The organism is Glycomyces sp. MUSA5-2 (assembly GCF_037034145.1).
In the GTDB taxonomy this organism is placed as follows: Bacteria; Actinomycetota; Actinomycetes; order Mycobacteriales; family Micromonosporaceae; genus Glycomyces; species Glycomyces artemisiae.
Window position 1 is genome coordinate 705,667 of sequence record NZ_JBAGKG010000001.1, and the last position, 25,562, is coordinate 731,228.

The window sequence follows — 25,562 nt, forward strand, 5'->3', positions numbered from 1 at the left end:
CTCACACACGCCATTGGTTTCCGTGTGCGAGGACGAGACGCGCCCTCGTCTCGGTGAGGGCGGCCCGCGGTACCACCTCGCTTGGCGCACTGGTGCGCCCGCTCGTTCGGCGGCGGTGACGGGCCGCGTCCGTCCGGTTCTAGTGAGGCCGTTGCCGGCCGGTTCTTCCGGAAGCTCGCCGGTGATGGCCGGGTCGACGCTGTTGCACGCAAGTGTAGCGCTGCCGTCCGCGGCGGTCGCGCGCGTTTCGCCCCGGCGCGCGGGCGCGGTCACCGGTCGGCGTCCCACCGTGCGGGCATGTAGTATTCGGCCTGTGAGATTCCACGCGATCAACTGGTGGTGGCGTCGCTGAGGCGGCGTCCTGCTTTCGCGTGCGAGTGAAGCGAGCGACCGTCTGGTAGGCGGTCGCTTCGTCGTATCCGGGGTCGGCCGCCTCAGGACGGGACTAGTGACCCAGTTTCTTTCGAGGAAGAGGCCCTGATGACTTTGTTCGAGACCCCGTCGGGCGTGACGGTCGAGCGGACCGTGTCCGAGCTCGACTCCCCCGATCTGACGTCGGTGGTGGCGCAGGTCGAGACCCGCCGCGGCGGCGTCCTCTCCAGCGGCATGGAGTATCCCGGGCGCTATTCGCGCTACCACCTCGCGTACGTCGACCCGTCCCTGGAGGTGGTGGCGCGGGGCAGATCGGTGACGGTGCGGCGCTTGAACGCCCGCGGCTACCTGCTCGTGGACGTGCTCGCCGACGCGCTGGCCGCCGCCGGGGTCGGTGAGGTGGTCCGCGAGGACGGCGAGGTGCGCGTGGAGGTCCCGGTCCCCACCGGGCGGGTGCCCGAGGAGCTGCGGTCGAAGCTGCCGACGGCGTTCTCTGCGCTGCGGGTGGTGCTCGACGCGCTCCGCTGCGACGACCCGTACCTGGGCCTGTGGGGGGCGTTCGGGTACGACCTGGCCTACCAGTTCGAGCCGATCCCGTACGCGAAGGACCGGCCCGTCGACCAGCGGGACCTGGTGCTGCACCTGGCCGACGAGCTGTACGTGGTGGACCGCAAGCGGGAGACCGCGCAGGTGCGCCGGTACGAGTTCACGTTCGGGGACCGCACGACGAAGGGCCTGGCGCGGGAGACCGAGTCGCTCGACTACGTGCGGGCCGCGTCGGTGCCGGACGGGCCGGTGCCGGGCGTGTACGCCGACACGGTGCGGCGCGCGAAGCGGGAGTTCAAGGCGGGCAACCTGTTCGAGGTCGTCCCGGGCCACGAGATGTACGCGGCGTGCGATTCGCCGACGGCGTTCTACGAGCGGCTGCGCACGGCGAACCCGGCGCCGTACGAGTTCCTGTTCAACCTGGGCGAGCGCGAGTACCTGGTGGGGGCGTCGCCGGAGATGTTCGTGCGGGTCACCGGGGACCGGGTGGAGACGTGCCCGATCTCGGGGACGATCGCGCGCGGCGCCGACCCGCTGCACGACGCGACGCAGATCGCGGCGCTCATCGGCTCCGCGAAGGAGGAGTCGGAGCTGACGATGTGCACCGACGTGGACCGCAACGACAAGGCCCGCGTGTGCGTGCCGGGCTCGGTGAAGGTGCTGGGGCGCAGGCAGATCGAGATGTACTCGCGGCTGATCCACACCGTGGACCACGTGGAGGGGCGGCTGCGGGAGGGCATGGACGCGCTGGACGCGTTCCTGACGCACATGTGGTCGGTGACGGTGACCGGAGCGCCGAAGACGTGGGCGATGCGGTTCATCGAGGAGCAGGAGACGACGCCGCGGCGCTGGTACGGCGGGGCGGTCGGGTTCGTGGGCTTCGACGGGACGATGAACACGGGGCTGACGCTGCGGACCGCGCAGATCCGCGAGGGCGTGGCGCGGGTGCGCGCGGGCGCGACCCTGCTGTACGACTCCGACCCGGCCGCGGAGGAGGCGGAGACGCACCTGAAGGCGCGGGCGCTGCTGGAGACGGCGGCGGGCGGTCTCGGCGCGGCGGCCCCGGTGCCCGAGCCGATCGAGGTCGCGGGCGGACCAATGGGGACCGGGCGGAAGGTCATGCTGGTCGACCACGAGGACTCGTTCGTGAACACGCTCGGCGACTACTTCCGGCAGCACGGCTGCGAGGTGACGACGCTGCGGTTCGGCTTCGACGTGCCCGCCGTCCTCGACGAGCTCGCGCCCGACCTGGTGGTGCTCTCGCCGGGGCCGGGGCGCCCGGAGGACTTCGGGACGGCGGCGCTGCTCGACGAGATCGAGCGGCGCGGGCTGCCCGCGTTCGGGGTGTGCCTGGGCCTTCAGGCGATGATCGAGCACGCGGGCGGGCGGCTGTCGCTGCTCGACGAGCCGAGCCACGGCAAGCCCGGGAACGTGAAGGTCAACGGCGGCGGCCTGTTCGACGGTCTGCCCGACGAGGTCACGGCGGCGCGCTACCACTCGCTGTACGCGACGGCGGACCAGGTCAAGGGCGATTTCGCGCCCACCGCGGCGATCGGCGGGGTGGTCATGGCGATCGAGGCGCCCGCGAAGCGCTGGTTCGCGGTGCAGTTCCACCCCGAGTCGATCCTGACGGCGGCGGGCGCGCACGGGCACCGGATCGTCGGGAACGCGCTGCGCCTGACGGCATGAGCGGATGAGGACGGGGCCGGGAAGCATCGCTTCCCGGCCCCGTCCGTTGTCCCGCTTCAGTGTCCGCCTAAGAGGTGAACTCCCAGTCCTTGACGCAGCCCCACGCGCTGTGGCCCCAGTTGCCGTTCCAGTAGACCTCCATCCAGAAGTCGCTGGAGACGCCACACGCGGTGTATTCACCGCCGGCGACGCGGGTGCAGGACGTCTGCACCCAGGTCCCGGCCGGGATGGACCCGATGATCGCCGACTCGGCCTCGGCGCGGAGGCGGTGGTTGACCCCTTCCGCGAAACGGGCCCGGCAGGTGCGCTGCTCGACGGCGGCGTCGGGCGCCGCCGCGTTCTCGATGCGCGACTTCACGGGCGTCGGCGCTTCGACGGGAGCCGCCGCGGCCGGGGAGGTGGCCGACAGCGAGAGTGCGAGCACTGCGGCCGCGACACCGATGGCAGTGAAGATCCTCTTCATTACCATGATCACCCCTTTGGTGAAACTTGTTCTGACTGCGCCTTGTGACGCACCCCTTACCTAAGTACGCCCGAGGGTCAAATCCGGTGCAAAACGGTCAATGTCGGGAACCCGACAGAAATGATCCGGCGCGTCGGATCGCACGAACGGGGGCGCGGGGCTCGGGTGTTCGAAAACGGCCGTCGGCGGATCGCCGACGCGATGTCGGTGGCCCGTGATCGGATGGCGGGATGGCGAAAACCGTGTACAACACCGCGACCACCGTCGACGGGTTCATTGCCGATCCCGACAACTCCCTGGAGTGGCTCTTCACCGTCCCGGGCGGGCACCCCGACGAGGAGCCGGGGCCCGACGGCGAGGCCGCCGAGACGCCGCTCGACGAGATGGCCGAGTTCTTCGAGGGCATCGGCGCGGTCTGCATGGGCTCCACCACCTACGAGTGGATCGTCCGGCACGAGCGGCTCCTCGACCACCCGGACAAGTGGGCCTACCCGCAGCCCTCCTGGGTCCTCACCAGCCGCGACCTTCCGGCCGTCCCCGGCGCCGACATCACCTTCGCCTCGGGCGACGTCAGGGAGGTCCACGCCGCGATGGTGGAGGCCGCGGGCGACAAGGACCGCTGGATCGTCGGCGGCGGCGACCTCGTCGGCCAGTTCTTCGACGCGGGCCTCCTCGACGAGATCCGCGTCAGCCTCGCGCCGGTCTTCCTCGGCGCGGGCGCGCAGCTCCTCCCCCGCCGCATCCTCTCGGACCGCCTCGAACTCATCGAGGCCAAGCCCATCGGCCAGTTCGCCAACCTCGCTTACCGGGTGAAGAACTAAGGGCTGCAAGGGGTTCCGGCGGGCCGCCCACCGTCCCGCCGGAACTCCCGGGCAACCCGGGCCGTCCCGGCGGCCGGAGACTCGCCCGGCCGCCCCGGTCCCGACCCGGCCCGTAGGGGCCGGGTCGGGACCGGACCTGTGTCCGGAGCGCTTAGTCGTCGTCGCCCCAGTCGTCGTCATCGTCGTCGTAGCGGTCGTCGTCGTGGTCGTCATCGTCGTCGGAGTCGTCGTCCTGCTGGGAGCCGAGGATCGAGCCGTCGAGGGCGTTGACCGCGACGTCCCACTCGATGCCGTCGGCGTCGGTGATGTCGATGACCCATACCGGGAGGTCGGCGCTGCCTTCGAGGTCGACCTCGCGGACCGTGCCGTCGACCTCGGCCAGCGCGGCCTCCACGGCCGCGTCCTCGCCGATCGCGTTGTCGGGGAGGACGAAGTCGTCGTCGCCGTGGTCGTCCCACGCGTCGTCCCAGTCGCCGCCGCGGTCGTCGTCATCGTCCCGGTCGTCGCCGGGAGTCGGCTCCTCGCCGGGGGTCGGTTCTTCGCCGCCCGGGGTCGGCTCCTCGGTCGAGCCGGTCTGCGCGCCGCCGGAGTTCGCCGGGTCGAACGTGTCGTCGTCGGCCGCGAACGCGGCGGCGGTGCCGCCGCCGAGGAGGATCGCGCCGGCGGCGCCAGCGATCACGAGGGTGCGGTGGCGGCCGGTGAAGCGGCGGGCCTTCGCGAACTTCGAGAGGTCCTGGGTCGGGGTCTGGTCGTTCATGGCGGGTCCTTTCGGTCCGTTCGGATCGGATGCGGGCAACCATGCGCCACCGAACCTGAAGCTGAGCTGAAGTCACCTGAAGACGGCTTCAGGTTGGGGCCGTAGGACAGAAGGCATGCGGCGTTTGCGCTGGCAGATCGCGAGACCGCGGGCCGCGCGGCGACTTCAGCTCAGCTTCAGGTTCCTTGTGCCAAGCTTCGTGACATGCGTTTGCTGATGGTGGAAGACGAGCAGCGGCTGGCCGAGGTGGTCGCCGCCGGGCTGGCGGCCGAGGGGTACGCCGTCGACCTGGCCCATGACGGCCGCACCGGCCTGGCGATGGCGAGGGGCGGCGAGTACGACGCGATCATCCTCGACATCATGCTGCCCGGGCTGAACGGCTACCAGGTGTGCGCGGCCCTGCGCGACGAGGGCGTCGGGACGCCGATCCTCATGCTCACCGCCAAGGACGGCGAGTACGACGAGGCCGAGGGCCTCGACACGGGCGCCGACGACTACCTCACCAAACCGTTCTCCTTCGTGGTCCTCCAGGCCCGCATCCGGGCGATGCTGCGCCGCGGCAGGGCCTCGCGGCCCGCCGCGTGGCGCTTCGGCGACCTCGCCGTCGACCCGGCCACCCGCACCTGCCGCCGCGGCGACACCGCGGTCGACTTGACCGCCAAGGAGTTCGCCGTCCTCGAATACCTCGCCACCCGCGCCGGGGAGGTCGTGTCCAAATCGGAGATCCTGGAGCACGTGTGGGACTTCGCCTACGACGGCGACGTCAACATCGTCGAGGTCTACATCTCCAACCTGCGCCGCAAGATCGACGCGCCCTTCGGCAAGGCGGCCATCACCACCGTCCGCGGGGCGGGCTACCGGCTGGCGGCCGACGGTGGATGAGCGGGTGAGGAGGCAGGCGCTCAAGGAGTCGCGGCGCCACTCCCGCGGCGGGAGGCTGCTGTGGCGGCCCGAGTCGGTGCGCGCCCGCACCACGGTGGGCGCCACGGTGGTCGTCGCGATCGCGCTCGTCGCCGCGGGGTTCCTCGTCGTGACGCTCCTGCGCGACAACCTCTACGGCCGCGCCGAGCTCACCGCCGAGGTGAGCGCCCGCTCGATCGCGGGCCAGCTCGCCTCCGGCACCGCGCCCGCCGCGATCGAGCTGCCCGACGACGACGAGGCCGCGCAGATCCTCACGGCGGACGGCACGGTCGTCGCCGCGAGCGAGGACCTCGAAGGGCTCGGCCCGATCGGCGGCTTCGCCCCGGCGCCGGACCCCGTCGCGGCGGAGTCGCCGACCGAGGACGGGACCCCCACGCCCGGCGGAGACGACTCGGACGACGATGACGACGACCGCGATGAGGACGACGACCACGGCGGCGGCGATGACGACGAGACGCCGTCCGACGAGGTGGAGGACTCCGGCGGCGCGGTCGGGTCGTCGATCGAGTACGCCACGGTGGCGCTCCCCGACGAGGACGCGTCGTACCGGTTCGCGGCCATGAGCGCCACCGCGCCGGACGGCACGGTGTACGACGTCTACTCGGGGTCGTCGCTGGAGACGCAGGAGGAGGCCGTCGGCAGCGTCACCGCAATCATGTGGTGGACGCTGCCCGCGCTGCTCCTGGTCGTCGCGGTCGTGACCTGGCTGGTGACCCGGCGGGCGCTGCGCCCGGTCGGCGCGATCCAGCAGGAGCTCATGTCGATCACCGGCGGCGACCTGTCCCGGCGGGTGCCGGTGCCCGCGAGCCGCGACGAGATCCACAGCCTCGCGGTCACCACGAACATGACCCTGACCGCGCTCGACCACGCGGTGTCGCAGCAGCGGCGCTTCGTCGCCGACGCCTCGCACGAGCTGCGCAGCCCGCTCGCGATCCTCCGCAGCCAGATCGAGATCGCAAGGGAGCACCCGGAACTGCTCGACCTCGACGCCACGCTCGCCGACGTCGTCCGGCTTCAGGACCTGTCGGCGGACCTGCTGCTGCTCGCGCGGCTCGACGCCGGGGAGCGGCCGCCGCACGCCGAGGTGCCGTTCACCGAGCTCGTGCGCGAAGAGGTGGCGCGGCGCGCGGCGACGGACCGGGTGCCGGTGCGGCTCGACGTCGAGGAGGACCTGTCGGTGTTCGGTGTGCGCGGGCACCTGGCGCGCGCCGTCGGGAACCTGCTCAACAACGCGCAGCGGCACTCCGCGACGGCGGTGACCGTGACGCTCGCCGCGGAGGACGCCGAGTGGCTGCGCCTCGACGTCGGCGACGACGGCAACGGCGTCCCGCCGGAGGAGCGCAGGCGGATCTTCGACCGGTTCGTGCGGCTCGACGAGTCGCGCAGCCGCGACGACGGCGGCGCCGGACTGGGCCTGGCGATCGTGCAGGACGTGGTGCTCGCGCACCGCGGCACGGTGCAGGTCCTCGAATCCCCGGAGGGAGGTGCGATGTTCAGACTCGCGCTGCGCAGGGCCGACCCGCGGCCCCCGCACGAGCGTGCGGGGGCGACAGGACCGGACGTCTAGCGGAGTTCAGCGGACGGGCCGACCGCGGCCGACCCAGTCCGCGGCAGCGGCGCTAGGCGGGGTCCGCGGGCGGCTTGCGGCGGCGCGCGACGAGGAAGAGCGCGATGCCGAGGACCAGCGCGCCCGCGGCGACGGCCACGAACACGATCGTGGACGAGCCGGTGTTCGGCAGCGAGCGGCCGTCGACCGTGAGGGCTGCCGAGTTGTCCGACAGGTCGCCGTCGAGGTTCACGCCGTCGACGCCCCGGAAGAAGGCGTCGACCTCGACCCGGCCGGGCGCGCCCGTGGCGTCCGAGACGTCGACGGTGATGGTCACGTCGACCGACTCGCCGGGGCTGAGTCCCCAGAAGGCGCAGGCGAAGTCGATGCGGTCGAGTTCGGTGTCGGCTTCGAGCGCTTCGCGGCGGTCGTCGAGTTCGGCGTCGTCGAAGCAGCGCCAGCCGCTGCCGTCGGGGTTGTCGACCGAGACGACCTCCGCGCCCGCGGGGAGCTGTCCGCGCACGAAGTAGGACGGCTCGCCTTCGAACGCGGGGCGGTTGAGGGCCCGTGCGGGGCCGTCGTTGCCGATCGGGATGGTCAGCTCGACCTCGCCGCCGCGGAGGTCGGCGCCTTCGACCGTGAGGTCGTAGGGGCGGTCGGCGGTCTCGATCGTCAGGTCACCGAAGCGGTCGCCGTCGATCGGCTCCTGCTCGGCGGCCGTGACGAGGCCGAGCAGGTTCGAGGAGCCCTCGTCCCACCAGGGCTCGCCGAAGTCGCGTTCGAAGACGGCCTGGTTCAGGGCGAACACGTGGTATCCGCAGCCGCAGACCGCGAGCGGCCCGGGAGCGTCCGAATCGACGGTGTACTCAATCGGCGCGGTGAACTCGAACGCGGTGCCCGGGGAGTCCTCGAAGCCGGTGAAGAAGCAGAAGTACCCGTCGAATTGGGGCTCCCAGGTGTTCGGCGTGCAGTTGTCCCATGGCGCGTGGTTGCCGACGCCCTCGGCGCCCATGGCCGTGAGACCGGTGCCGAACCAGGCCACGATGACGTACAGGTCATCCGGGAGGTGAGTGTCAGTGCTGAATCGCGGGTTCACGTCGACCGCGGCTCCGGGGGCGACGCCGGTGAAGGCCGTGTTCTCGACCGAGTATCCGGTGAAGGTGCCCTCATAGCGGTCCGCGACGACCTCGACGGCGCCGGTCTCGGTATAGGTATCGACCTCGCCGTAGAAGATTGTGAGCGTGTAGTCGTACTCGCCGAGCTCGGTGCCGGTCGCGGCGCCGATCGGGAAGAGGAAGTGGTTCTCCGTGCCGGGATCGGCGATCTCGCACTCGATGTAAGCCGAAGGGTCGTAGTTGCTGCATCCGTCGCCGACGCCGAGATAAACCGTCGACGCGGGCGCGTCCACTTCGAACGCCATGACGAGGGGACCGGTCGGGTCCTCCTCGAAGGACACGTCCAGCGTGGCGGCGCGCGGCAGGCCTCCGGCGACGAGCGGACCGTCGAGGTCGAGGACGACCTCGGAAGGCTCGGAGACCTGGGCGGCGGCGGGCGGGGCGAAGGCGCCCGCTCCGGTCACTGGCGCCAGGACCGCGACCAGCGCCGCCGCAAGGCGGGACCGAATGGATGGTGTGCTCATTGGACGCTCCAGGGGCGGTCGCCGGGGCGCGGGCTGAGCGTCCTATGGCGATTGGGCTGATGTCTGGGAAACGCGCGGACGCCCCTGGAGGTTGCGGCACTGATTCGGGGGTGTGGCGGTTCAGGAGATGCGGGCGCCGATGGGCACGTCGGCGTCGGGGGCGAGGAGGACGACTTCGTCGGTGCCGTCCACGGGCACGCCGAGGACGAGGACTTCGGACATGAAGTCGGCGATCTGGCGGGGCGGGAAGTTGGTGACGGCGACGACGGTGCGCCCGACGAGCTCCTCGGGCGTGTAGCGGGCGGTGATCTGGGCGCTGGAGCGCTTGACGCCGAGGTCGCCGAAGTCGATCCAGAGCTTGTAGGCGGGCTTGCGGGCCTTGGCGAAGACTTCGGCGCGTTCGATGCGGCCGGTGCGGATCTCGGTGCGGAAGAAGTCGTCGGCGCTGCTGTGCCCGTCCGCGGGTGACTGGTGTGCCATGCGGGGAGGATATCGCCGGGTGTTCAGGAGCGGAACCGGGTTTCGAGGTCGCGGAGGGCCTCGGGGGTGAGGCGGCCGTAGAGGCGGAGGCGGGCCATGCCGCCGTCGGGGAAGATGTTGAGCCGCACGGCGGTCGCGGGCCGGTCGCCGGGGAGGACGAACCGGTGGGGCGTGTCGGGCTGGAGGGCGGTGCGTTCGAGGAGGGGGAACGTGTCGGCGCCGTCGCGGGCGTCGATCGAGGCCCAGCCGGGCGCGTTGTGCTTGAGGTGGGTGGTGTCGAGTTCGGCGATGCGCACGACGCCGCGCCCGGCGAGGCGCACGTCGAGCCATTCGTGGCCGGGGGTGCGGCGGCGGGCGGTCTCCCAGCCGTCGGCCTGGCTGGCGGGGAGTCCGGGCATGATCGCGCCGGTCGGGTTGGAGTAGAAGGCGTTCGACGCTCCCGTGACGGCGGCGCCGTTGGCGAGCGCGGCGAGGTCCAGGGGGAGGTCGGCGAAGCCGGCGGGGTCGGGCACGGGCGTGCCGTGGACGCGCAGGCGGGCGACGCCGCCGTCGGGGTGGAGGTTGAGGCGCACGTGGGTGTAGCGGGCGGGGTCGGCGACCTCGTATTCGTTCCGGCTGTCGCCCTTGGCGTCCGAGACCGGGACGATGGTCCGCCAGTCGGCCTTGAGGAGGTCGGCGACGGAGGGGTGGCCGTCGGCGCGGCAGGCGTCGACGGAGACGCGGGGCGGGTAGTTGCCGGTGAAGTAGGCGGTGTCGACGGCGACGGCGCTGATGACGCCGGGGACGCCGAGCCGGATGAGGGCCCAGTCGTGGCCGTCGTCGCGGCGGCGGCGCGTCTCCCAGCCGTCGTAGACCTGGCCTTTGGCGCCGAAGGTGTGCGCGGCGTGGACGACGGGGTAGGGGCGGATGAGGTTCTCCTTCTCGGCGAATGACTCGTCGTTGGCGGCGAGGACGGCGCCGCCGAGGGCGCGGGCGGCCAGGTCGGGGAGGTTCCAGGCGGCGCGGGGTCCGGGTGCGGGCGCGGTGTCGGTCATCGCGGGCTCCTTCGCAGTAGGCGGCCGCGCGGGGCGGCCGCGGTGTCGATGCGCTTGCCGCGCAGCCAGGTGGCGGTGACGCCGCCGGTGAGGCGGCGGCCGTCGTAGGGGGTGACGGGGTGGCGGTGGTGGAGGTCTGCGGCGCGGACGGTCCATTCGCGCTCGGGGTCGAAGGCGACGAGGTCGGCGTCCGCTCCGGCGGCGATGCGGCCTTTGCGGTGGAGGCGCGTGAAGTCGGCGGGGCCGCGGGAGGTCCAGGCGGCGAGGTCGGCGAGGCCGTGCCCGCGGGTGCGGGCCTCGGTCCAGAGGACGGGGAGTCCGAGCTGGAGGGAGGCGATGCCGCCCCAGGAGGTGGCGAAGTCGCCGGTCTTCATGGCCTGCGGGCTGGGCGAGTGGTCGGAGACGACGAAGTCGATGCCGCCGCGGGCGAGGCCGTCCCAGAGGGCGTCGCGGTTGGCGGCGCCGCGGATGGGCGGGCAGCATTTGAAGGCGGTGGCGCCGTCGGGGATCTGCTCGGCGGTGAGGGCGAGGTAGTGGGGGCAGGTCTCGGCGGTGATGTCGACGCCGTCGCTTCGGGCGCGGCGGATGGGTTCGAGGGCTTCGGCGGCGGAGAGGTGGAGGATGTGGACGCGCGCACCGGTGGCCTTCGCGGCGTCGATGACGTCGCGGATCGCGTCGGTCTCGGCTTCGGGCGGGCGGGTGGCGAGGAAGTCCGCGAAGGCGGTGGCGGCAGCGGTGTCGTGGAGGCGGGCGGGGTTCTCGGCGTGGACGATGAGGACGGTGCCGAGGGCGGCGACCGCGGCGCAGGCGCGGCGCAGGCCCTCCCGGTCGAGCGGCGGGAACTCGTCGACTCCTGAAGGGGCCGTGAAGCATTTGAAGCCGAAGACGCCCGCGTCGTGGAGCGCTTTGCGCTCGGTCTCGTTGCCGGGGACGGCGCCGCCCCAGAAGCCGACGTCGACCCAGGTGCGGCCCTTGGCGGCGGCGCGCTTGGCGGTGAGCGCGGCGGTGTCGACGACGGGCGGGAGGCTGTTGAGCGGCATGTCGACGAGGGTGGTGACGCCGCCCGCGGCGGCGGCGCGGGTGGCGGTCGCGAAGCCCTCCCATTCGGTGCGGCCGGGTTCGTTGACGTGGACGTGGGTGTCGACGAGCCCGGGGAGGAGCGCGAGGTCGCGGAGGTCTTCGGTGCGGCGCGCGGGGATCGGTTCCGTGTAGTCGCCGACGACGGCGATCCGCTCGCCCGCGACGGCGACGGCGGCGGGCCGCTCGCCGTCGGGGAGGACGGTCCGCCGGGAGCGGAGCACCAGGTCGTAGACGACGGGCCCGGAAATGTCGGAGGGGTCGGCCATCATGGTGACTCCAGGTGCAGGAGTGGTGACGAGGAGGAGGTGGGACGGGGGCGGCCGCGGTTGTCGGGGCCGCCGGGAGTGGCGAAGGGGCTCATCGGGATTCGGCTTTCGTCGCCTTGTAGGCGCGCCAGGAGCCGTGGGCGGTGATGTCGGTCAGGCCGGGGAGGCCGGCGCAGTCGTCGCGCAGGCGCATGCCGAGGGCTTCGGCGCCGTCGGCGAGGCCCACGATGCCGAGTTCGAGGTCCGGCGGTTCGGCCGGGAGCAGGGAGGTGCGGAGGACGAGCAGGTCGATGTCGTAGAGCTCGCCGGTGATGGCGGCGCCGGTTCCGGGGGGCGCCGCCTGGAGGGCGGGGTGGTCGTCGGCGACGCCGTCGAGGGGGACCGAGTGGAGCCGGTAGATCGGCAGGGTCGTGGCCGGTCCGAGGAACGGCGCGCCGCCGATGAGGTGGTGGAGGTTGCCGCCTTTCATGCCGCCTCCGTTGAGGAACATGTGGACCATCGTCGGCTCCTTCGGTTCGCGCGGGCCCGGCGCTCGGTGGCCGGTCCGCTCGGGCTGTCGGTGGGTCCGCGGCGCCGCGGGCGCGCGGGTGCGGCGGGTCAGTGGTGGATGGGGCCCTGGGCTTCGGTGAGGTAGCCCGCGGCGGCGCCGTTCCTGACGGCGGTGATCTCGGCGAGGATCGACAGTGCGGTCTCCTCGGTGGTGCGGCCGTTGAGGTCGAGGCCGATCGGGGATCTGAGGCGGGCGAGCGCCGTCTCGGGGACGCCGGTGTCGCGCAGGCGCGCGAGGCGGTCGCGGTGGGTGGCGCGCGAGCCCATGGCGCCGATGTACCCGGCGTCGGAGACGAGGGCGCGTTCGAGGAGGGGGGTGTCGAACTTCTCGTCGTGGGTGAGGACGCACACCGCGGTGTCGGCGTCGGCGGCCGCCTTGTCGAAGTGGCGGTGCGGCCAGTCGACCACGACGTCGTCGGCTTCGGGGAAGCGGATCGCGGTGGCGAAGACGGGGCGGGCGTCGCAGACGGTGACGCGGTAGCCGAGCTGCTTGGCGATCCTGACGAGCGGACCGGCGAAGTCGACGGCGCCGTAGACGAGCAGCCGCGGCGGCGGCGTGTGGACTTCGACGGCGAACTCGCCGGTGCGCCCGGAGGCGGCGGGCAGGTCGGGGCCGCCGAGTTCGAGCGGTCCGCTGAAGCCGTCCGCGGTGATGGCGACGGCCTGGCCGAGGCGGGGCCCTTCGGCGGCGCGGACGAGCGTGACCGGTTCGCCGTCGAGGATCGCGTCGAGCGCGGCGCCGATGGCGGTGTCGTCGGGTGCGACGCGGACGATGAGGACGTCCATGGTGCCGCCGCAGGTGAGGCCCACGGCGACGGCGTCGTCGTCGCTGTAGCCGAAGGACTCGACCGCGGGCGTGCCGGTGTCGAGGACCTCCTGGCAGCGGAGGTACACGGCGGCTTCGACGCAGCCGCCGGAGACGCCGCCGACGGCCGCTCCCTGGCCGTCGACGGCGAGCGCGGTGCCGAGCGGGCGCGGCGAGGACCCGGTGGTCCCGATGAGGGACGCGAGCGCGAAGGGGCGGCCTTCGCGCATCCAGGCGCGCAGCACGGCGGCGATGGTGTTCATGACGGCCTCCGGACGGTGAGGTGCTCGGGTCTGACGGGGACGCGGGTGAGCGGCAGGCCGGTGGCGTCCCTGATGGCGGCGACGATCGCGGGCGTGGAGGACAGCGTCGGGGGCTCTCCGGCGCCGCGGAGCCCGTAGGGCGCTTCGGGGTCGGCGTTCTCGACGATGCGCAGGCGCATCGGGGGCGTGTCGAGGATCGTGGGGATGAGGTAGTCGGTGAAGGACGCGTTCCTGACGCGGCCTTCGTCGGTGACGATCTCCTCCATGACGGCGAGGCCGAGCCCCTGCGCGCTGCCGCCGTGGATCTGCCCTTCGAGGGCGACGGGGTTGAGGGCCTTGCCGACGTCCTGGACGCAAGTGAGGTCGACGACCTTGACGAGCCCCAGCTCCACGTCGACGTCCACTGTGGCGCGGTGGACGCAGAGGGCGAGCTGCACGTGGCTGTCGCCCTGCCCGGTGACGGGGTCCATCGGCTTGGTGGCGCGGTGGCGGAACACGCGGGTCGCCTCGATGGGGCCGTCGGCGAGGTCGCGGCCCTGCCACAGGTCGCGCACGGCCTCGCACGCGGCCTTGACGGCGCCGCCGGTCATGTACGACTGGCGCGACGCGGAGGAGGACCCGGCCGAGCCGGCCTTAGTGTCGTTGGGCAGCAGGACGACCCGTTCGACGCCGAGCTCGGTGCGAGCGATCTGTGTCTGGAGGTTCCAGTGGCCCTGCCCGACCTCGGCCGCGGCGGTGTGGATGAAGGCGACGGGCTCCCCGGTCGTGCCGTCGAGTTCGAGGCGGACGCGCGCGGTCGAGTAGTCGTCGAAGCCTTCGGAGTAGCAGATGTTCTTGAGGCCGACGCCGTAGCCGACGCCGCGGCGCACGCCTTCGCCGTGGGTGGTGTTGCCGGTGCCGCCGGGGAGCTCGACGATGTCGCGCCCGGCGGGGATCGGCGGCACGGGGATGTCGGCGAACCGGTCGAGGAGGTCGCGCAGCGGCGAGAACGGCTGTCCGTCAACGGCCCTGGTCGGGTCGTAGGCGTCGACGACCTGGCCGTTGACGAGCTTGTCGCCTTGGGCGAGGGCGTTGCGGCGGCGCACTTCGAGGGGGTCGAGGCCGAGCGCGTCGGCGATGGCGTCCATTTGGGACTCGTAGGCGAAGCAGGTCTGCACGCCGCCGAATCCGCGCATCGCCCCGCACGGCGGGTTGTTGGTGCGCGCGCCCCAGGCGTCGACGCTGACGTGCCCGACCTTGTAGGGGCCCACCGCGAGCGACGCGGCGTTGCCGACGACCGCTTCGGTGGTGGAGGCGTACGCGCCGCCGTCGAGGACGATGTGCGCCTTGACGTAGACGAGGCGGCCGTCCTCGTCGGCGCCGTGCTCGTAGCGCATCCGCGCGGGGTGGCGGTGGACGTGGCCGAGGAACGACTCGGCCCGGTCGTACATCATCTTCACGGGCCTGCCGGTGCGCAGGGCGAGCATCGCCATGTGCACCTGCACGGACAGGTCCTCGCGGGCGCCGAACGCGCCGCCGATCCCGGCCATGGCGAGGTGGATCCGCTCGGGCGCGAGGCCGAGGCACGGCGCGATCTGCTCCAGGTCGGAGTGGAGCCACTGGGTCGCGACGTGCAGCACCAGGCCGCCGTCGCCGGTGGGGACGGCCACGCCGGACTCGGGGCCGAGCGGCGCCTGGTCCTGCATGCCGACCTCGTACTCGCGGGCGATGACGACGGCCGCTTCGGCGGTCACGGGCTCGCCGAGCCGCACCGGCTGGTACCGGAAGTACTCCCCCGCTGCGACCGCTTCGCCTGCGTCGCAGCGCGGTTCGAGGACCTCGTACACGACGTCGACGAGCTCGGCGGCGCGGCGGGCGAGGTCGAGGGTCTCGGCGGCGACGACCGCGACCGGCTCGCCCTGGTAGTTGACCTCGCCGGGCGCGAGCACGGGCTGGTCGGCCTCGATGAGCCCGTAGTGGAGCTTCCCGGGGACGTCGGCGGCGGTGAGCACCGCGGCGACGCCGGGGAGCGCCAGCGCGGCGGCGGTGTCGATCGACCGGATCAGCGCCCGCGGGTGGGGGCTGCGGAGCGTGTGGCCCCACAGCATCCCCTCGAACGCGAGGTCCGAGGCGTAGTCGAAGGCCCCGTTGACCTTCGACTCCGCTTCAGGGCGGATCGGCGAGTCCCCGACGCCTCCGCCGGGCACGCGCCCGGTCGAGAGGCCGGTTCCCCGCGGGGCGTCGCCGGAAGACGGCCCCCCGGAAGTGCCGCGGACCGGCGATGGCCCGCCGGGGGCGGCGACCGGGGTTCGTTCCGCGGCTTCACCGTCGGGTGTCTGCCCGACCCCGCCGGCTGCCCAGGGCGGCGGGGTCGGAGTCTCGGCGGGTTCAGGCATCGGGTGCCTCCCTGAGGTCGGCGCTGGCGGCGGCGAGGTCCTTCGCGAGCGTCTCGGTGTCGGCGGTGCGCAGTTCGCCGTCGGCGACGACGGCCCGTCCGGCGACGGCGAGGAGCCGCAGGGGCGCGGCGGGGCCGAGGACGAGGGCCGTGACGGGGTCGGCGATCCCGGCGTGGCCGAGGCCGGTGAGGTCCCACAGGGCGACGTCGCCCTGCTTGCCGGGTTCGAGGGACCCGATCTCGGTCTCGCGGCCCAGCACCTGTGCACCGCCGATGGTGGCGAGGCGCAGGGCGGTGCGGGCGTCCATCGCGTGCGGGCCGTGGTGCTGCCTCGCGGTGTAGACGGCCTGCCGCAGCTCCTCCCCGAGGTGCCCGGCCTCCTGGCTCGCGGCGCCGTCGACGCCGAGGCCGACGGGGATGCCCGCGGCGAGCATCCCGGGGACGTCGGCGAGGCCGGTCCCCAAGCGGGCGTTGGAGGAGGGGCAGTGCGCGACGCCGGTCCCGGCCGCGCCGAGGCGGGCGCGGGCGCGGTCGTCGAGGTGCACGGCGTGCGCCAGCCAGGCGTCGTCGGCGATCCAGCCGACCCGGTCCATGTACTCGACGGGGTCGCAGCCGTGGACCTCCGCGCAGAACTCGGCCTCGTCGACCGTCTCGCACAGGTGCGTGTGGAGTCGCACGCCCTTGTCGCGGGCGAGCGCCGCGGATTCGCGGAGCAGCTCGGTGGAGACCGAGAACGGCGAGCACGGCGCGACGCTGATGCGCAGCATGGACTCCGGGGAGGGGTCGTGGTGGCGGTCGACGGCTTCGGCGGTGGCCGCGAGCGCGGCGTCGAGGTCCTCGACGATGCGGTCGGGCGGCAGGCCGCCGTCGGAGACGCCGCGGTCCATCGAGCCGCGGGCGAGCTGGAGCCTGACGCCGATGCGGGCGGCGGCCGCGACCTGCACGTCGACGAGCTCGGCGGCCTGGCCGCCGGGGTAGACGTAGTGGTGGTCGGCGGCGGTGGTGCATCCCGAGAGCGCGAGCCACGCGAGTCCGGCGGTGTTCGCGGCGGCCACGTGGTCGGGGCGCAGCCGCCCCCACACGGGGTAGAGGTCGACGAGCCATTCGAAGAGCGTGTGGTCGGTGGCGTATCCCCTGGTGGCCCACTGGTACAGGTGGTGGTGGGTGTTGACGAGGCCGGGGGTGGCGAGGCAGCCGGTCCCGTCGATGCGCTGCGCGCCTTCGATGTGCGGGGCCGGGCCGGGGCCGACCGCGGTGATGCGCCCGTCTTCGATGACGACGTGCCCGGCGGCGTGCTCGGTGCCCGCGCCGTCGACGGCGGCCACAAAGGAGTTCTCGATCACGATCGCGCTCATCGGACACGCTCCGGGGTCGGATTGTCACACCTGCCGGGGAGGCTTGCGGTCCCCGGAGCGGATGCGGAAGGAGGTGGGGAGATGGCATGATTCACGGGCGCTCACCGGCCAGCGTCGCGGCGGCGGTGTGGACGGCGTCGATGATCTTCTCGTAGCCGGTGCACCGGCACAGGTTCCCGGCGAGGGCTTCGCGGATGGCCGCGTCGCCCGGGTCGGGGTCGCGTTCGAGGAGGTCGGCGACCGACACGAGCAGCCCCGGGGTGCAGAACCCGCACTGCACGGCCCCGCACTGCACGAACGCGTCGCGCACCGGCCGCGGCACGGCGCCGACCACTGTCTTGACTTCGCGCCCTTCGCATTGGGCGGTCGCCACGAGGCACGCGCACACGGGCGCGCCGTCGAGCAGCACGGTGCACGACCCGCACTCGCCCTGTTCGCAGGCGTTCTTGGACCCGGTGAGTCCGAGCCGGTCGCGGAGCGTGGACAGCAGGCTCTCGCCGGGCCGGTCGATCTCGGCGGCGAACTCGGCGCCGTCGACGTGCAAGGTCACGCGCATCGGGGCCTCCGCACACGGGTGAGCCGGACGCGGTCGGGGTGAACGGCGCTCGGGACGCCGCTGCGAGCGATCGCACTCGTCGCCCGATGAGGGCGGCATGAGCGGGTTCGACGGGCAGGTGCGGTGATCGCCCGCACTGGGGTGCTCGGGGCGCCGCCGACGGGCGGCGCCGTCGGGGACGGGCGGTCCGGGTGCCGGGGCCGTTCACGGCCGGGCGCGATGTCGGCGGTGGTCGTGCTGATGGTCATCGGGGGCTCCTGTCGTGGGCGGTCGTCCATACGCGGCGGAGGGCGCGGGCGGCGCAGACGGCGAGGGCGTGGCGGCGGTAGTCGGCGGTGCCGCGGACGTCGTCGATGGGGCGGGCGGCCGCGGCGACGCGGCGGCCGAACTCGGCGGCGAGGGCGTCGTCGAAGCGGCCCGGGCTGCTCCAGGGCAGGTCGAGGGCCTCGGCGTCGGGCGCGGTGAGCGGCACGGGTCCGGCCGAGCCGATGCCGGTGCCGAGGCGGCGCGCGTCGGGGTCGAGCGCGAGGGCGAAGGAGCAGACCGCGATGACCATGGCGTTGCGGGTGCCCACTTTGAGGAACTGCTGCGGCCCGGCGGCCTTCGGGACAGTGACCGCGGTGATGAGCTCGCCCGGGCCGAGCGCGGAGCGCTTGGGGCCCAGGTAGAACTCGCCGATCGGGACGGTCCGGGTGCCGCTGGTGGAGGCGATCTCCACGGTCGCGCCCGTGGCGAGGAGCGGCGGGTGGCCGTCGCCCGCGGGCGAGGCGGTGGCGAGGTTCCCGCCGAGGGTGCCGCGGTTGCGGATCTGCGGGGACCCGACGGTGCGGGCGGCGGCGGCCAGGGCCGGGAGGACCGTCGCGAGCTCGGCGGTGATGCGCGCGTACGGGACGCCCGAGCCGATGCGCACGGCGTCCCCTTCGTCGGTCCAGTCGCGCAGTTCCGCGAGGCCGGTGAGGTCGAGCATCGCCTCGGGCCGGGCGTGCCGGTAGTTGACGGCGACCATGAGGTCCGTGCCCCCGGCGACCGGGACGGCCTCGGGGTGCTCGGCGAGGAGGCGCACGGCCTCGCCCACCGCCGCCGGGCGGTGGAAGTCGGCGCGGGTCGCGACGCTCATGCCGCCTCCCTTCGGACCGTGCCCTCGATGAGCCCGTAGGGCAGGTCGCCCGCTTGGAAGACCGCGCCGGGGTTGTCGAGGCCGAACGGCGCGAGGTCGACGAGGTAGTGGTGCCGGTTCGGCAGGGACAACCGCACGTCGCGGGCCTCGGGGACCGCCTTCAGTATGCGCTCGCCGACGGCGTAGAGGGTCTGTTGCAGCGAGAGCGAGTAGGTGTCGGCGAACGCCGCGGCGAGGGCGGTCCGGGCGGCGTCGAAGGCGGTGTCGTACGCCGCGGGTACGGTCGCGTAAGCCCAGGTCGCGGTGACCGCGGTCGCGAGGATGCGGTCGTCGGTCTCGGGGAGGGTCGTGTACTCGTCGGCCAGGAAGCCGCTGAACTCGGAGTCGGTGGTGTTGAGGAGCAGGAGGTCCCTGACGCCGGCGGTGACCGCGGCGGCCCCGCCGTCGTAGGCGGCCTCGGCGGTGCGGATCTCGCCGCCGTCGCCGCGCGCGAAGGAGTGGTCGCCGATGCGGGTCCACGGGTGCTCCTCGACGCGGACGCGGGCGTGCGTGATGGAGGGGGTGGTGTCGACGAAGTGCCGGGCCAGGCGCTCGGCGAACGCCTCGGGGGCGCCGACGCCGTCCCGCGCGAAGGCGTACACGGTGTTCTTCTGCGTGTCGGTGGGGAGGACGCCGGCGTTGTCGCCGGTGTAGTGGGTCGCGTCGAGGTCCCCGGCGAGCGCGGTGTGCACGGTGAGATCGCGGATCGCGTGGCGCGCGGTGGCGCGGTCGACGTGGACGAGCCGGATGCCGGACTTGCCGTAGCTGTTGGGGCCCAAGGTGAAGCCCGGTTCGGGTGCGTTCATCTAACTGCCTCGGTACGTGGAGTAGGCGAATGGGCTCAGGAGGAGCGGGACGTGGTGGTGGCCGTCGCCGACGGTGAAGGCGACCTCGACTTCGGGGTAGAACGTGTCGGTCCCGCGGGCGGCGAACCAGGCGCCGGTCTCGAAGCGGAGCCGGTGCACGCCGGGCTCGGTGCGCCAGGCGGCGACGCGGCCGTCGTCGTCGGTGCTGCCGGTGCGGACCTCGGTGTAGGCGCCGTCCCCGTCGCGGCGCAGGAGGGTGAGCCGGACGCCCGCGGCGGGGCGGCCGGTGGCGGCGTCGAGCACGTGGGAGGAGACGGTCGCGGTCGGCGGTTCGACCTCGGGGGCCGCGCCCGCGGCATCGGCGCCGACGAACTCGGGGCTCGTGGACGCCGCGCCGGTGCGGTCGGCGTTCGCCGGTGTGGCGCTCATCGGTCCTCCCCGAAGGCCTTGCCGAGCCGGAGCGCGACGATCTTGCGGAGCTCGGCGCGGGTCTCGGCGCGTTCGGTCGCGTCGTCGTTGCCGAGGCGGCGGCGGGCCGCAGCGAGGATGTCCGCCGCGGCGAGGCCGGTGGCGCAGATGAGGAACACGCGGTCGAAGCGGCGCTCGTAGGCGGCGTTGGCGTCGGCGAGGTCGGCCTTGACGGCGGCGTCGGCGGTCATCGCGCGGGCCTGCTCGCCGCGGGACCACTCGGCCTCGGGGCCCGAGAGCGGGGCCGTTCGGCGATCGGCGGCGGCTCCCGGCGCCGGTCCGGCCTCGTCGGCGATCGCGCTTCCGGCCGTACGGCCCACGCGTTCCGCCGCAGTGCCGGAACCGGCTGGAGCGGTGGCGGGCTGCGCGCGCTCAGCGGATCCGTCGGTGCCGTCCGCCGTCGCGCCGAACCCGGCCGGGACCGCGACCGGCTGCGCAGGTCGAGCCGCGCCGCCGATCCTCGGGTGGGCGTCCACCGCCCGCTCGATCTCGGCGTCGTCCAGCGCGTCGAAGGCCGCGAGGGCCGCGTCGGTGAGGGCGGCCGGCGAGTCGTAGGGGCGGCCTGTGGCGAGTCCCTCTGCCCAGACCGGCGAGGCGCAGCACGCCGCGAGCACGCGGGTCGCGGACTCGGCGTCGGCCGTGTTGAACCCTGCGATCGTCCACATCGGCGCCTCCCGTTCGCGTCCGGTCTCCCGAGGTGTCCCCTCAGCGTGGCAGGTTTGCCGCCGCGTCGGGCAATTGAAGCCGAAACGCGAGGCAGAAGGCATTGTCAACGCCTATGAAACCTTGGTTTCCCGGCCGTTAAATGCTGGAGGATCGTCCAAAGTCGGTCCGTCGGCGGGGCTATGGTGGCTGTATCCACCGCGTCCCGAACCCGCCTGAGAAGGCCGGACCCCCTGGGGGCCAACATGCGACTGCGTACCCTGCTTCAGATGCCGGAACTGGGCCTGACCCTCGTGTCGGGCCGCCACCACCTGGACCGCGAGGTCCGGTGGGTCGTGCCGACCGACCTGCGCGACCCGCGCCGGTACCTGTCCGGCGGCGAGCTGGTGCTCACCGGGATGATGTGGCGCCGGGCCGAGCGGGACTCGGACGCGTTCGTGCGCAACCTGATCGCCGCCGGAGTGACCGCGCTCGGCGCGGGCGACCACCCGGACTTCCACTCGGTGCCCTCCGACCTGGTCGACGCGTGCGCCGAGCACGACCTGCCGCTGTTCACCGTGGACGCCGAGGTCGCGTTCGCCGAGATCACCGAGCGGATCGTGCAGCGCCTCTCCGCGGGCCGCTCCGGGGACCTCGCGTCGCTGCTGGACCGGCACCGGCGGCTCATCGCCGCCGACGGGATCGGGCAGATCCTCGAACTCATCGACCGCGAGCTGGGCATGGAGTGCCTGGTCCTGTCCCCTGCGGGACGGGCGCTGCGCGGGAGCCTGGAGCTCGGCGAGTCGGAGCGGGCCGCGGTCGTCGCCCGCGCGCACGCCGCGGACCGGCTGCCGCAGAAGGTGACCCTGGACCGGCACCGCTGCTACTCGGTCTTCGGCATCGGCTCCACGATCCACACCGGACGGTTCCTGGTCGTCGGCGACGACCACACCCGCTGGCCCCACGAGCGCCGCCTCGTCGCCGAGCAGCTCTCGGCCCTGCTCATGCTCGAACTCGACGACCCGTCGCAGCGCCCCGCCCCGCACGTCGAGCTCGTCACCGCCCTGCGCGAGGGCCGCGCCGACGAGCACCTGCTGCGCTCCGCGGGCCTGCCCGCCGACGGCCCCGCCACGGTCATCGCCGCGACCGGCGAGTCCGAGGCCCTGCGCGAGACCGTCATCGCCGAGGTCCTCCACTACGCCACGGCGGCGACGATGGAGGACCCGCTCGATCCGCCCGCGGCGGCGTGGGCGAGCCGCGGCGGCGAGACCGTCGCCGTCCTCGCCGGCAAGGCCGCGCTCCCCGAGGAGCGCGCCCGCCTCGTCGCATGGGCGAGGCGCAGCGCCAAGGTCCTGCAAGCGGCCCATCCGGGCGGGACCGGCGCGATCGGCGTCGGCATCGCCGACCCCGTCGCCTCCCCCGGCGGGCTCCGCGGCGCGCTCGAACAGGCCCGCCACACCGCCGCCCTCGCGCAGCCGCGGCCCGGCCGCATCGAGGTCGCCGAACCCGACCACCTCGTGTCGCACCGGATGCTCCTGGCGGCCGTCCCCCCTGACGTCTCGCGCGCGTTCCGCACCCGCGTCCTCGACCCGCTCCTCGAATACGACGCGCGCCACCGCTCCGACCTGCTGCCGACCCTGCGGCGGTTCCTCGAATGCGACGGCTCGTGGCGCCAGTGCGCCGTGAGCCTCCACGTCCACGTGAACACCGTCCGGTACCGCATGCGCCGCGTGGAGGAGCTCACCGGCCGCGACCTGCGCAACCCCCTCGACCGGATGGACCTCGCACTGGCGGTCAGCCTGGACTGACCGCCCCGCAGACGGGCGGCGCAGGGGGCGCCGCCGCATATTCCGCCGGGAGGCGGGACCATCACAAGGGGGATCGACCATGGGGAACACCGCGGGGCTCGTGCTCGCCGCAGGCGCCGGAAGGCGCTTCGGCCAGCCGAAGGCCCTCGTCGAATACGACGGCCGGAGCCTGCTCGACCGGGCCGTCGCCACATTGCGCGACGGCGGCTGCCGCCAGGTCCTGGCCGTGCTCGGCGCCGGGGCCGAGCAGGCGCTCGCCGCGGCCACCGAGGCGTTCACGCCGGTCATGAACCGGCGCTGGGGGCAGGGATTGTCGACGTCGCTGAAGGCCGGGCTCGCGGCCGTGCCGTCGCGGTACGACGGGGTCGTCGTGACCCTCGTCGACCAGCCGCGCATCGAAGCGGAGGCGGTGCGGCGGATCATCGCGGCCGCCGCCGAGGGGGCCACGATCGCGGTCGCGACGTACGCGGGCCGCCGCGGCCACCCGATGTACTTCGCGCGCGAGCACCTCGACGGCATCGCCGCCGGGGCCGTCGGGGACCGGGGGGCCCGCGACTTCATCGCGGCGAACGGGGACCTGGTGCGCGAGGTCGCGTGCCCGGGCGACCCGCTCGACGTCGACACCCCGGCCGACCTGGAGGCGCTCCAGCACCCGAGCCCCGCCTAGCGGGGCACCCGGGCGCACTGCTGCCAACGTCGTCAGCGGTGCACCCTAAGCGGCGAACCAGAGGTCGATCTCGCGCTTCGCGGACTCCTCCGAGTCCGAGGCGTGGATGAGGTTCTGCTGGTTCGACAGCGAGAAGTCCCCGCGGATCGTCCCCGGCTCGGCCTTGCGGCCGTCGGTGGCGCCGGCGAGCAGCCGCACCACCGGGATCGCCTCGTCCCCGGCGACGACCAGGCTCACCAGCGGACCCGACGTCATGAACGCCTTCAGGCCCTCGTAGTACGGCCGCCCCACGTGCTCGGCGTAGTGCGCGTCCGACAGCGCCGCGTCCATGGTCCGCAGCCGCAGCTCTTCGATGCGCAGGCCCTTGCGCTCCAAGCGGGACAGGACTTCGCCGACGAGCCCGCGCCGGACGGCGTCGGGTTTGATCAACACGAGCGTGCGCTGCTCGGCCACGTGGAACTCCTTGGAAGCGTCTGTCGGATCGGTGGCTGCCATCGTAAGCGATGTTGTGCCGGTTGCCTCACCCACGTACGATTCACGTTGAAACCCGGTTTCCCAGTTGCGGATGAGGTGTCCCAGATGCCCCCAAGACAGCCACCCCGTCCCGCCCCGCGGCCTTCCAAGGCCCCCAGCCGGGGCGGCGCGAAGGGCGGGGCCGCCCGCGGCGGGGCGAAAGGCGCGGCCAAAGGCGGCGCCGCCAAGGCCGGGGCCCGCAAGGTCGCGCCCGCGAAGGCCCAGCCGCGCGGGACGCGCCAGCAGCAGGCCCGGGGCATGACCGCGGAGCAGCTGCGGCAGCAGCGGCTCCTGCAGGACCAGCAGCGGCGCCAGAACCAGGCGCGCTGGTGGGCGATCAACCAGCACGCCATGAAGGACCTGCACTCGCGCCAGCACCACGCGGCGGGCGGCGAGGCGATCGGCACGGTCCTCAACGCGGACAGGCGGATGCGGTGGCGCACCTCGCGGGCGATCGGCGCCATCACTTTACTGATCCTGGCGTTCTTCTTCACGTCCATGGCGATCGGCGCGCAGAGCGTCGGCATCGCCGTGCTCGCGTTCCTCTGCCTCGCAGGGTGCATCGCGTTCTTCACGGTCGAGCACTCGGCCCGGCGCTTCCCGCAGCCGGTCCCGGCGCCGCCGCTCATCGGCCAGCACCGGCTCGAAGACCTCATCGTCGAGGACGACCCGCCGCGCGGCGCCCCGGTGAAGCAGCAGCCCGAGCGCGGCTCCCTGGACGACCTGTTCGAGCCGGACCGGCCCGAGACGGCGCCGATCCCGGAGCCGCCCAAGGCGACCGCCGCACCTGCGGCCGCTCCTGCGCCCGAACCCGCCGCGGCCCCTGCGCCTCCCGCCGAGCCCGCGAGCAAGCTCGCTGAGCCTCCGGCCGCGGAGCCCGAACCGCCTGCGGCCGAAGCGGAACCGCCGAAGCCCACGGTCGCTGCGGCCGAGGCCCGCCCGGTGACGCTCGTCGTCCCGGTCGAGCCGGAGGAGCCCGACGCGCTCGACACGGTGCTGGCCTCCGTCCAGGAGGTCATCGACGAGACGAAGGCGCGCGAGGAGCCGGAACCCGTTGCGGCCGACGGACTTCCGCAGCGCGAGCCGACGACGCCCGCCGGGGACGCGGCAGCGCCCGGCCCGCCGTTGTACGTGGTGTCCGAAGCGCTGAAGGCCGCGTCCGAGCCGTCCCGGGAGCGGCAGGCCGATCCGATCGAGGCCCCGTCGGGCGGCGAGGAAGCGGCGGCAGAGCCCGAATCCGCTGCGGCGGAGGCCGAAGCGCCCCCGGCCAGCGAGGCGCCCGTGGACTCGGCGTCCTCGGAGTCGGCCCCGCTGCCCGCCGACCCGCCCGCGGCGTTCACGCTGCCGAGCGAGCAGATCGGCGGCGGCCCCGTCATCGAGGACGCCACCGGATCGGTTGCGGCGCAAGCCGAGAACGAGCAGTCCGAGGCGCCTTCGGAGGCGCCGCCCAAGGGCCCCATCGCGGAAGCCGCCACGAAGCTGCGCTCGCCGTCCCCGCCGAAGCCCCGGACCTCCGAGGAGGGCAGCAGCCTCGCGCGCGACCTCGCCGAACTGCTCCTTTCCGAGGAGCGACTCGGGGGCACCGACGTCACCGACGTGGCGGCGACGCTCGTGGTCGCCGACCTCCAGCGGTCCGTCGAGTTCTACACGGACGCTCTGGGCCTGGCGATCTCCGACCGGACCGCCGAAGCGGCCGTCCTCGACGCGGGCTTCGGGAAGATCCTGCTGTGGGAGCGCCCCGACGCGCCGCCCGGCGAGACCGGGATCATGCACCTCACGTTCGAGGTCGGCGACATCGACGCCGCGTTCACGCAGATGAACGAGGCCGGCGTCCAGTTCCTGCACCTGCCGCGGACCGCGCTGCTGGGGCAGAACTACGAGATGCGGGCGGCCGCGTTCCGGGACCCGGACGGGCACGGCCTGGCGATCACCGAGCACCGGGAGCGCGACTAGTCCCCTGACCGATACCGTTCCCGCCCTTGCGAA

At 73.5% G+C, this 25,562-nt stretch carries 23 protein-coding genes; 7 read left to right on the plus strand and 16 right to left on the minus strand.

The window, feature by feature from the left end; genetic code table 11:
• Positions 1 to 480 precede the first annotated feature (480 nt).
• On the plus strand, positions 481 to 2,607 hold the full coding sequence (locus WA640_RS03370; RefSeq protein WP_335986043.1) for an anthranilate synthase component I: 2,127 nt from the start codon (positions 481 to 483) through the stop codon (positions 2,605 to 2,607).
• Between the two features lie 67 nt (positions 2,608 to 2,674).
• Here WA640_RS03370 and WA640_RS03375 read toward each other — a convergent pair whose 3' ends face one another.
• Positions 2,675 to 3,070, minus strand: a complete 396-nt coding sequence (locus WA640_RS03375; RefSeq protein ID WP_335986044.1) for a hypothetical protein — start codon at positions 3,068 to 3,070, stop codon at positions 2,675 to 2,677.
• A 230-nt stretch (positions 3,071 to 3,300) separates the two neighbouring features.
• Between WA640_RS03375 and WA640_RS03380 the strand changes: the two genes are divergently transcribed.
• Complete coding sequence (locus WA640_RS03380) at positions 3,301 to 3,891, plus strand: dihydrofolate reductase family protein (protein WP_335986045.1); 591 nt, start codon at positions 3,301 to 3,303, stop codon at positions 3,889 to 3,891.
• Between the two features lie 151 nt (positions 3,892 to 4,042).
• Here the strand turns inward: WA640_RS03380 and WA640_RS03385 are convergent, their stop codons facing one another.
• Positions 4,043 to 4,648 (minus strand): PepSY domain-containing protein, encoded by a 606-nt coding sequence (locus WA640_RS03385; RefSeq protein WP_335986046.1) that lies wholly within the window; start codon positions 4,646 to 4,648, stop codon positions 4,043 to 4,045.
• Between the two features lie 204 nt (positions 4,649 to 4,852).
• Between WA640_RS03385 and WA640_RS03390 the strand changes: the two genes are divergently transcribed.
• Positions 4,853 to 5,530 carry a response regulator transcription factor gene (locus WA640_RS03390; RefSeq protein ID WP_335986047.1) on the plus strand — a complete coding sequence of 226 codons (678 nt, stop codon included), beginning with the start codon at positions 4,853 to 4,855 and terminating at the stop codon, positions 5,528 to 5,530.
• A gap of 4 nt (positions 5,531 to 5,534) precedes the next feature.
• Entirely contained in the window at positions 5,535 to 7,136 is a 1,602-nt protein-coding gene (locus tag WA640_RS03395) for a sensor histidine kinase (RefSeq protein ID WP_335986048.1), read from the plus strand.
• Positions 7,137 to 7,188: 52 nt separating this feature from the next.
• Here the strand turns inward: WA640_RS03395 and WA640_RS03400 are convergent, their stop codons facing one another.
• The 13 genes from WA640_RS03400 to WA640_RS03460 form a co-directional block, all read right to left on the minus strand.
• Positions 7,189 to 8,754: an LPXTG cell wall anchor domain-containing protein gene (locus WA640_RS03400; RefSeq protein ID WP_335986049.1), complete on the minus strand. Its 1,566-nt coding sequence runs from the start codon at positions 8,752 to 8,754 to the stop codon at positions 7,189 to 7,191.
• A 120-nt stretch (positions 8,755 to 8,874) separates the two neighbouring features.
• Positions 8,875 to 9,234: a tRNA-binding protein gene (locus tag WA640_RS03405; protein WP_106361850.1), complete on the minus strand. Its 360-nt coding sequence runs from the start codon at positions 9,232 to 9,234 to the stop codon at positions 8,875 to 8,877.
• A gap of 23 nt (positions 9,235 to 9,257) precedes the next feature.
• A complete protein-coding gene (gene alc, locus WA640_RS03410; protein WP_335986050.1) occupies positions 9,258 to 10,268 on the minus strand; it encodes an allantoicase in 1,011 nt (336 codons plus the stop codon).
• Positions 10,265 to 11,617: an allantoinase AllB gene (gene allB / locus WA640_RS03415; protein ID WP_335986051.1), complete on the minus strand. Its 1,353-nt coding sequence runs from the start codon at positions 11,615 to 11,617 to the stop codon at positions 10,265 to 10,267. The genes alc and allB overlap by 4 nt, the downstream gene beginning before the upstream one ends.
• 88 nt (positions 11,618 to 11,705) lie before the next feature.
• A complete protein-coding gene (locus WA640_RS03420; RefSeq protein WP_106361848.1) occupies positions 11,706 to 12,113 on the minus strand; it encodes an allophanate hydrolase-related protein in 408 nt (135 codons plus the stop codon).
• 98 nt (positions 12,114 to 12,211) lie between these two features.
• Positions 12,212 to 13,231: an XdhC family protein gene (locus WA640_RS03425; RefSeq protein ID WP_335986052.1), complete on the minus strand. Its 1,020-nt coding sequence runs from the start codon at positions 13,229 to 13,231 to the stop codon at positions 12,212 to 12,214.
• A complete protein-coding gene (locus WA640_RS03430; protein WP_335986053.1) occupies positions 13,228 to 15,417 on the minus strand; it encodes a molybdopterin cofactor-binding domain-containing protein in 2,190 nt (729 codons plus the stop codon). Before WA640_RS03430 ends, WA640_RS03425 begins: the two co-directional genes overlap by 4 nt.
• Before the next feature lie 181 nt (positions 15,418 to 15,598).
• Complete coding sequence (locus WA640_RS03435) at positions 15,599 to 16,960, minus strand: 8-oxoguanine deaminase (protein WP_335986054.1); 1,362 nt, start codon at positions 16,958 to 16,960, stop codon at positions 15,599 to 15,601.
• Positions 16,961 to 17,051: 91 nt separating this feature from the next.
• Positions 17,052 to 17,516 carry a (2Fe-2S)-binding protein gene (locus tag WA640_RS03440; protein WP_335986056.1) on the minus strand — a complete coding sequence of 155 codons (465 nt, stop codon included), beginning with the start codon at positions 17,514 to 17,516 and terminating at the stop codon, positions 17,052 to 17,054.
• Between the two features lie 244 nt (positions 17,517 to 17,760).
• Positions 17,761 to 18,633 carry an FAD binding domain-containing protein gene (locus WA640_RS03445; protein WP_106361844.1) on the minus strand — a complete coding sequence of 291 codons (873 nt, stop codon included), beginning with the start codon at positions 18,631 to 18,633 and terminating at the stop codon, positions 17,761 to 17,763.
• The gene (gene pucL, locus WA640_RS03450) at positions 18,630 to 19,478 is read right to left on the minus strand and encodes a factor-independent urate hydroxylase (RefSeq protein WP_335986058.1); all 849 of its coding nucleotides are present in this window, start codon (positions 19,476 to 19,478) and stop codon (positions 18,630 to 18,632) included. Before pucL ends, WA640_RS03445 begins: the two co-directional genes overlap by 4 nt.
• Positions 19,479 to 19,907, minus strand: a complete 429-nt coding sequence (gene uraH, locus WA640_RS03455) for a hydroxyisourate hydrolase (RefSeq protein ID WP_335986060.1) — start codon at positions 19,905 to 19,907, stop codon at positions 19,479 to 19,481.
• A complete protein-coding gene (locus tag WA640_RS03460) occupies positions 19,904 to 20,611 on the minus strand; it encodes a 2-oxo-4-hydroxy-4-carboxy-5-ureidoimidazoline decarboxylase (protein WP_335986061.1) in 708 nt (235 codons plus the stop codon). Before WA640_RS03460 ends, uraH begins: the two co-directional genes overlap by 4 nt.
• A 267-nt stretch (positions 20,612 to 20,878) precedes the next feature.
• Here WA640_RS03460 and WA640_RS03465 point away from each other — a divergent pair, with 267 nt between their 5' ends.
• Positions 20,879 to 22,396 carry a PucR family transcriptional regulator gene (locus WA640_RS03465; protein ID WP_335986063.1) on the plus strand — a complete coding sequence of 506 codons (1,518 nt, stop codon included), beginning with the start codon at positions 20,879 to 20,881 and terminating at the stop codon, positions 22,394 to 22,396.
• 79 nt (positions 22,397 to 22,475) lie between these two features.
• A complete protein-coding gene (locus tag WA640_RS03470) occupies positions 22,476 to 23,063 on the plus strand; it encodes a nucleotidyltransferase family protein (RefSeq protein ID WP_335986066.1) in 588 nt (195 codons plus the stop codon).
• Positions 23,064 to 23,108: 45 nt separating this feature from the next.
• Here WA640_RS03470 and ndk read toward each other — a convergent pair whose 3' ends face one another.
• Positions 23,109 to 23,516 (minus strand): nucleoside-diphosphate kinase, encoded by a 408-nt coding sequence (ndk, locus tag WA640_RS03475; RefSeq protein WP_335986068.1) that lies wholly within the window; start codon positions 23,514 to 23,516, stop codon positions 23,109 to 23,111.
• 126 nt (positions 23,517 to 23,642) lie between these two features.
• Here ndk and WA640_RS03480 point away from each other — a divergent pair, with 126 nt between their 5' ends.
• Positions 23,643 to 25,529, plus strand: coding sequence for a VOC family protein (locus WA640_RS03480; protein ID WP_335986070.1), 1,887 nt, complete (start codon positions 23,643 to 23,645; stop codon positions 25,527 to 25,529).
• Positions 25,530 to 25,562: the final 33 nt, after the last annotated feature.

Coding starts and splice junctions, on each gene's coding strand:
- WA640_RS03370 (WP_335986043.1), top strand. CDS start 481: ATGACTTTGTTCGAGACCCCGTCGGGCGTGACGGTCGAGCGGACCGTG.
- WA640_RS03375 (WP_335986044.1), bottom strand. CDS start 3,070: ATGAAGAGGATCTTCACTGCCATCGGTGTCGCGGCCGCAGTGCTCGCA.
- WA640_RS03380 (WP_335986045.1), top strand. CDS start 3,301: ATGGCGAAAACCGTGTACAACACCGCGACCACCGTCGACGGGTTCATT.
- WA640_RS03385 (WP_335986046.1), bottom strand. CDS start 4,648: ATGAACGACCAGACCCCGACCCAGGACCTCTCGAAGTTCGCGAAGGCC.
- WA640_RS03390 (WP_335986047.1), top strand. CDS start 4,853: ATGCGTTTGCTGATGGTGGAAGACGAGCAGCGGCTGGCCGAGGTGGTC.
- WA640_RS03400 (WP_335986049.1), bottom strand. CDS start 8,754: ATGAGCACACCATCCATTCGGTCCCGCCTTGCGGCGGCGCTGGTCGCG.
- WA640_RS03405 (WP_106361850.1), bottom strand. CDS start 9,234: ATGGCACACCAGTCACCCGCGGACGGGCACAGCAGCGCCGACGACTTC.
- alc (WP_335986050.1), bottom strand. CDS start 10,268: ATGACCGACACCGCGCCCGCACCCGGACCCCGCGCCGCCTGGAACCTC.
- allB (WP_335986051.1), bottom strand. CDS start 11,617: ATGATGGCCGACCCCTCCGACATTTCCGGGCCCGTCGTCTACGACCTG.
- WA640_RS03420 (WP_106361848.1), bottom strand. CDS start 12,113: ATGGTCCACATGTTCCTCAACGGAGGCGGCATGAAAGGCGGCAACCTC.
- WA640_RS03425 (WP_335986052.1), bottom strand. CDS start 13,231: ATGAACACCATCGCCGCCGTGCTGCGCGCCTGGATGCGCGAAGGCCGC.
- WA640_RS03435 (WP_335986054.1), bottom strand. CDS start 16,960: ATGAGCGCGATCGTGATCGAGAACTCCTTTGTGGCCGCCGTCGACGGC.
- WA640_RS03440 (WP_335986056.1), bottom strand. CDS start 17,516: ATGCGCGTGACCTTGCACGTCGACGGCGCCGAGTTCGCCGCCGAGATC.
- WA640_RS03445 (WP_106361844.1), bottom strand. CDS start 18,633: ATGAGCGTCGCGACCCGCGCCGACTTCCACCGCCCGGCGGCGGTGGGC.
- pucL (WP_335986058.1), bottom strand. CDS start 19,478: ATGAACGCACCCGAACCGGGCTTCACCTTGGGCCCCAACAGCTACGGC.
- uraH (WP_335986060.1), bottom strand. CDS start 19,907: ATGAGCGCCACACCGGCGAACGCCGACCGCACCGGCGCGGCGTCCACG.
- WA640_RS03460 (WP_335986061.1), bottom strand. CDS start 20,611: ATGTGGACGATCGCAGGGTTCAACACGGCCGACGCCGAGTCCGCGACC.
- WA640_RS03465 (WP_335986063.1), top strand. CDS start 20,879: ATGCCGGAACTGGGCCTGACCCTCGTGTCGGGCCGCCACCACCTGGAC.
- WA640_RS03470 (WP_335986066.1), top strand. CDS start 22,476: ATGGGGAACACCGCGGGGCTCGTGCTCGCCGCAGGCGCCGGAAGGCGC.
- WA640_RS03480 (WP_335986070.1), top strand. CDS start 23,643: ATGCCCCCAAGACAGCCACCCCGTCCCGCCCCGCGGCCTTCCAAGGCC.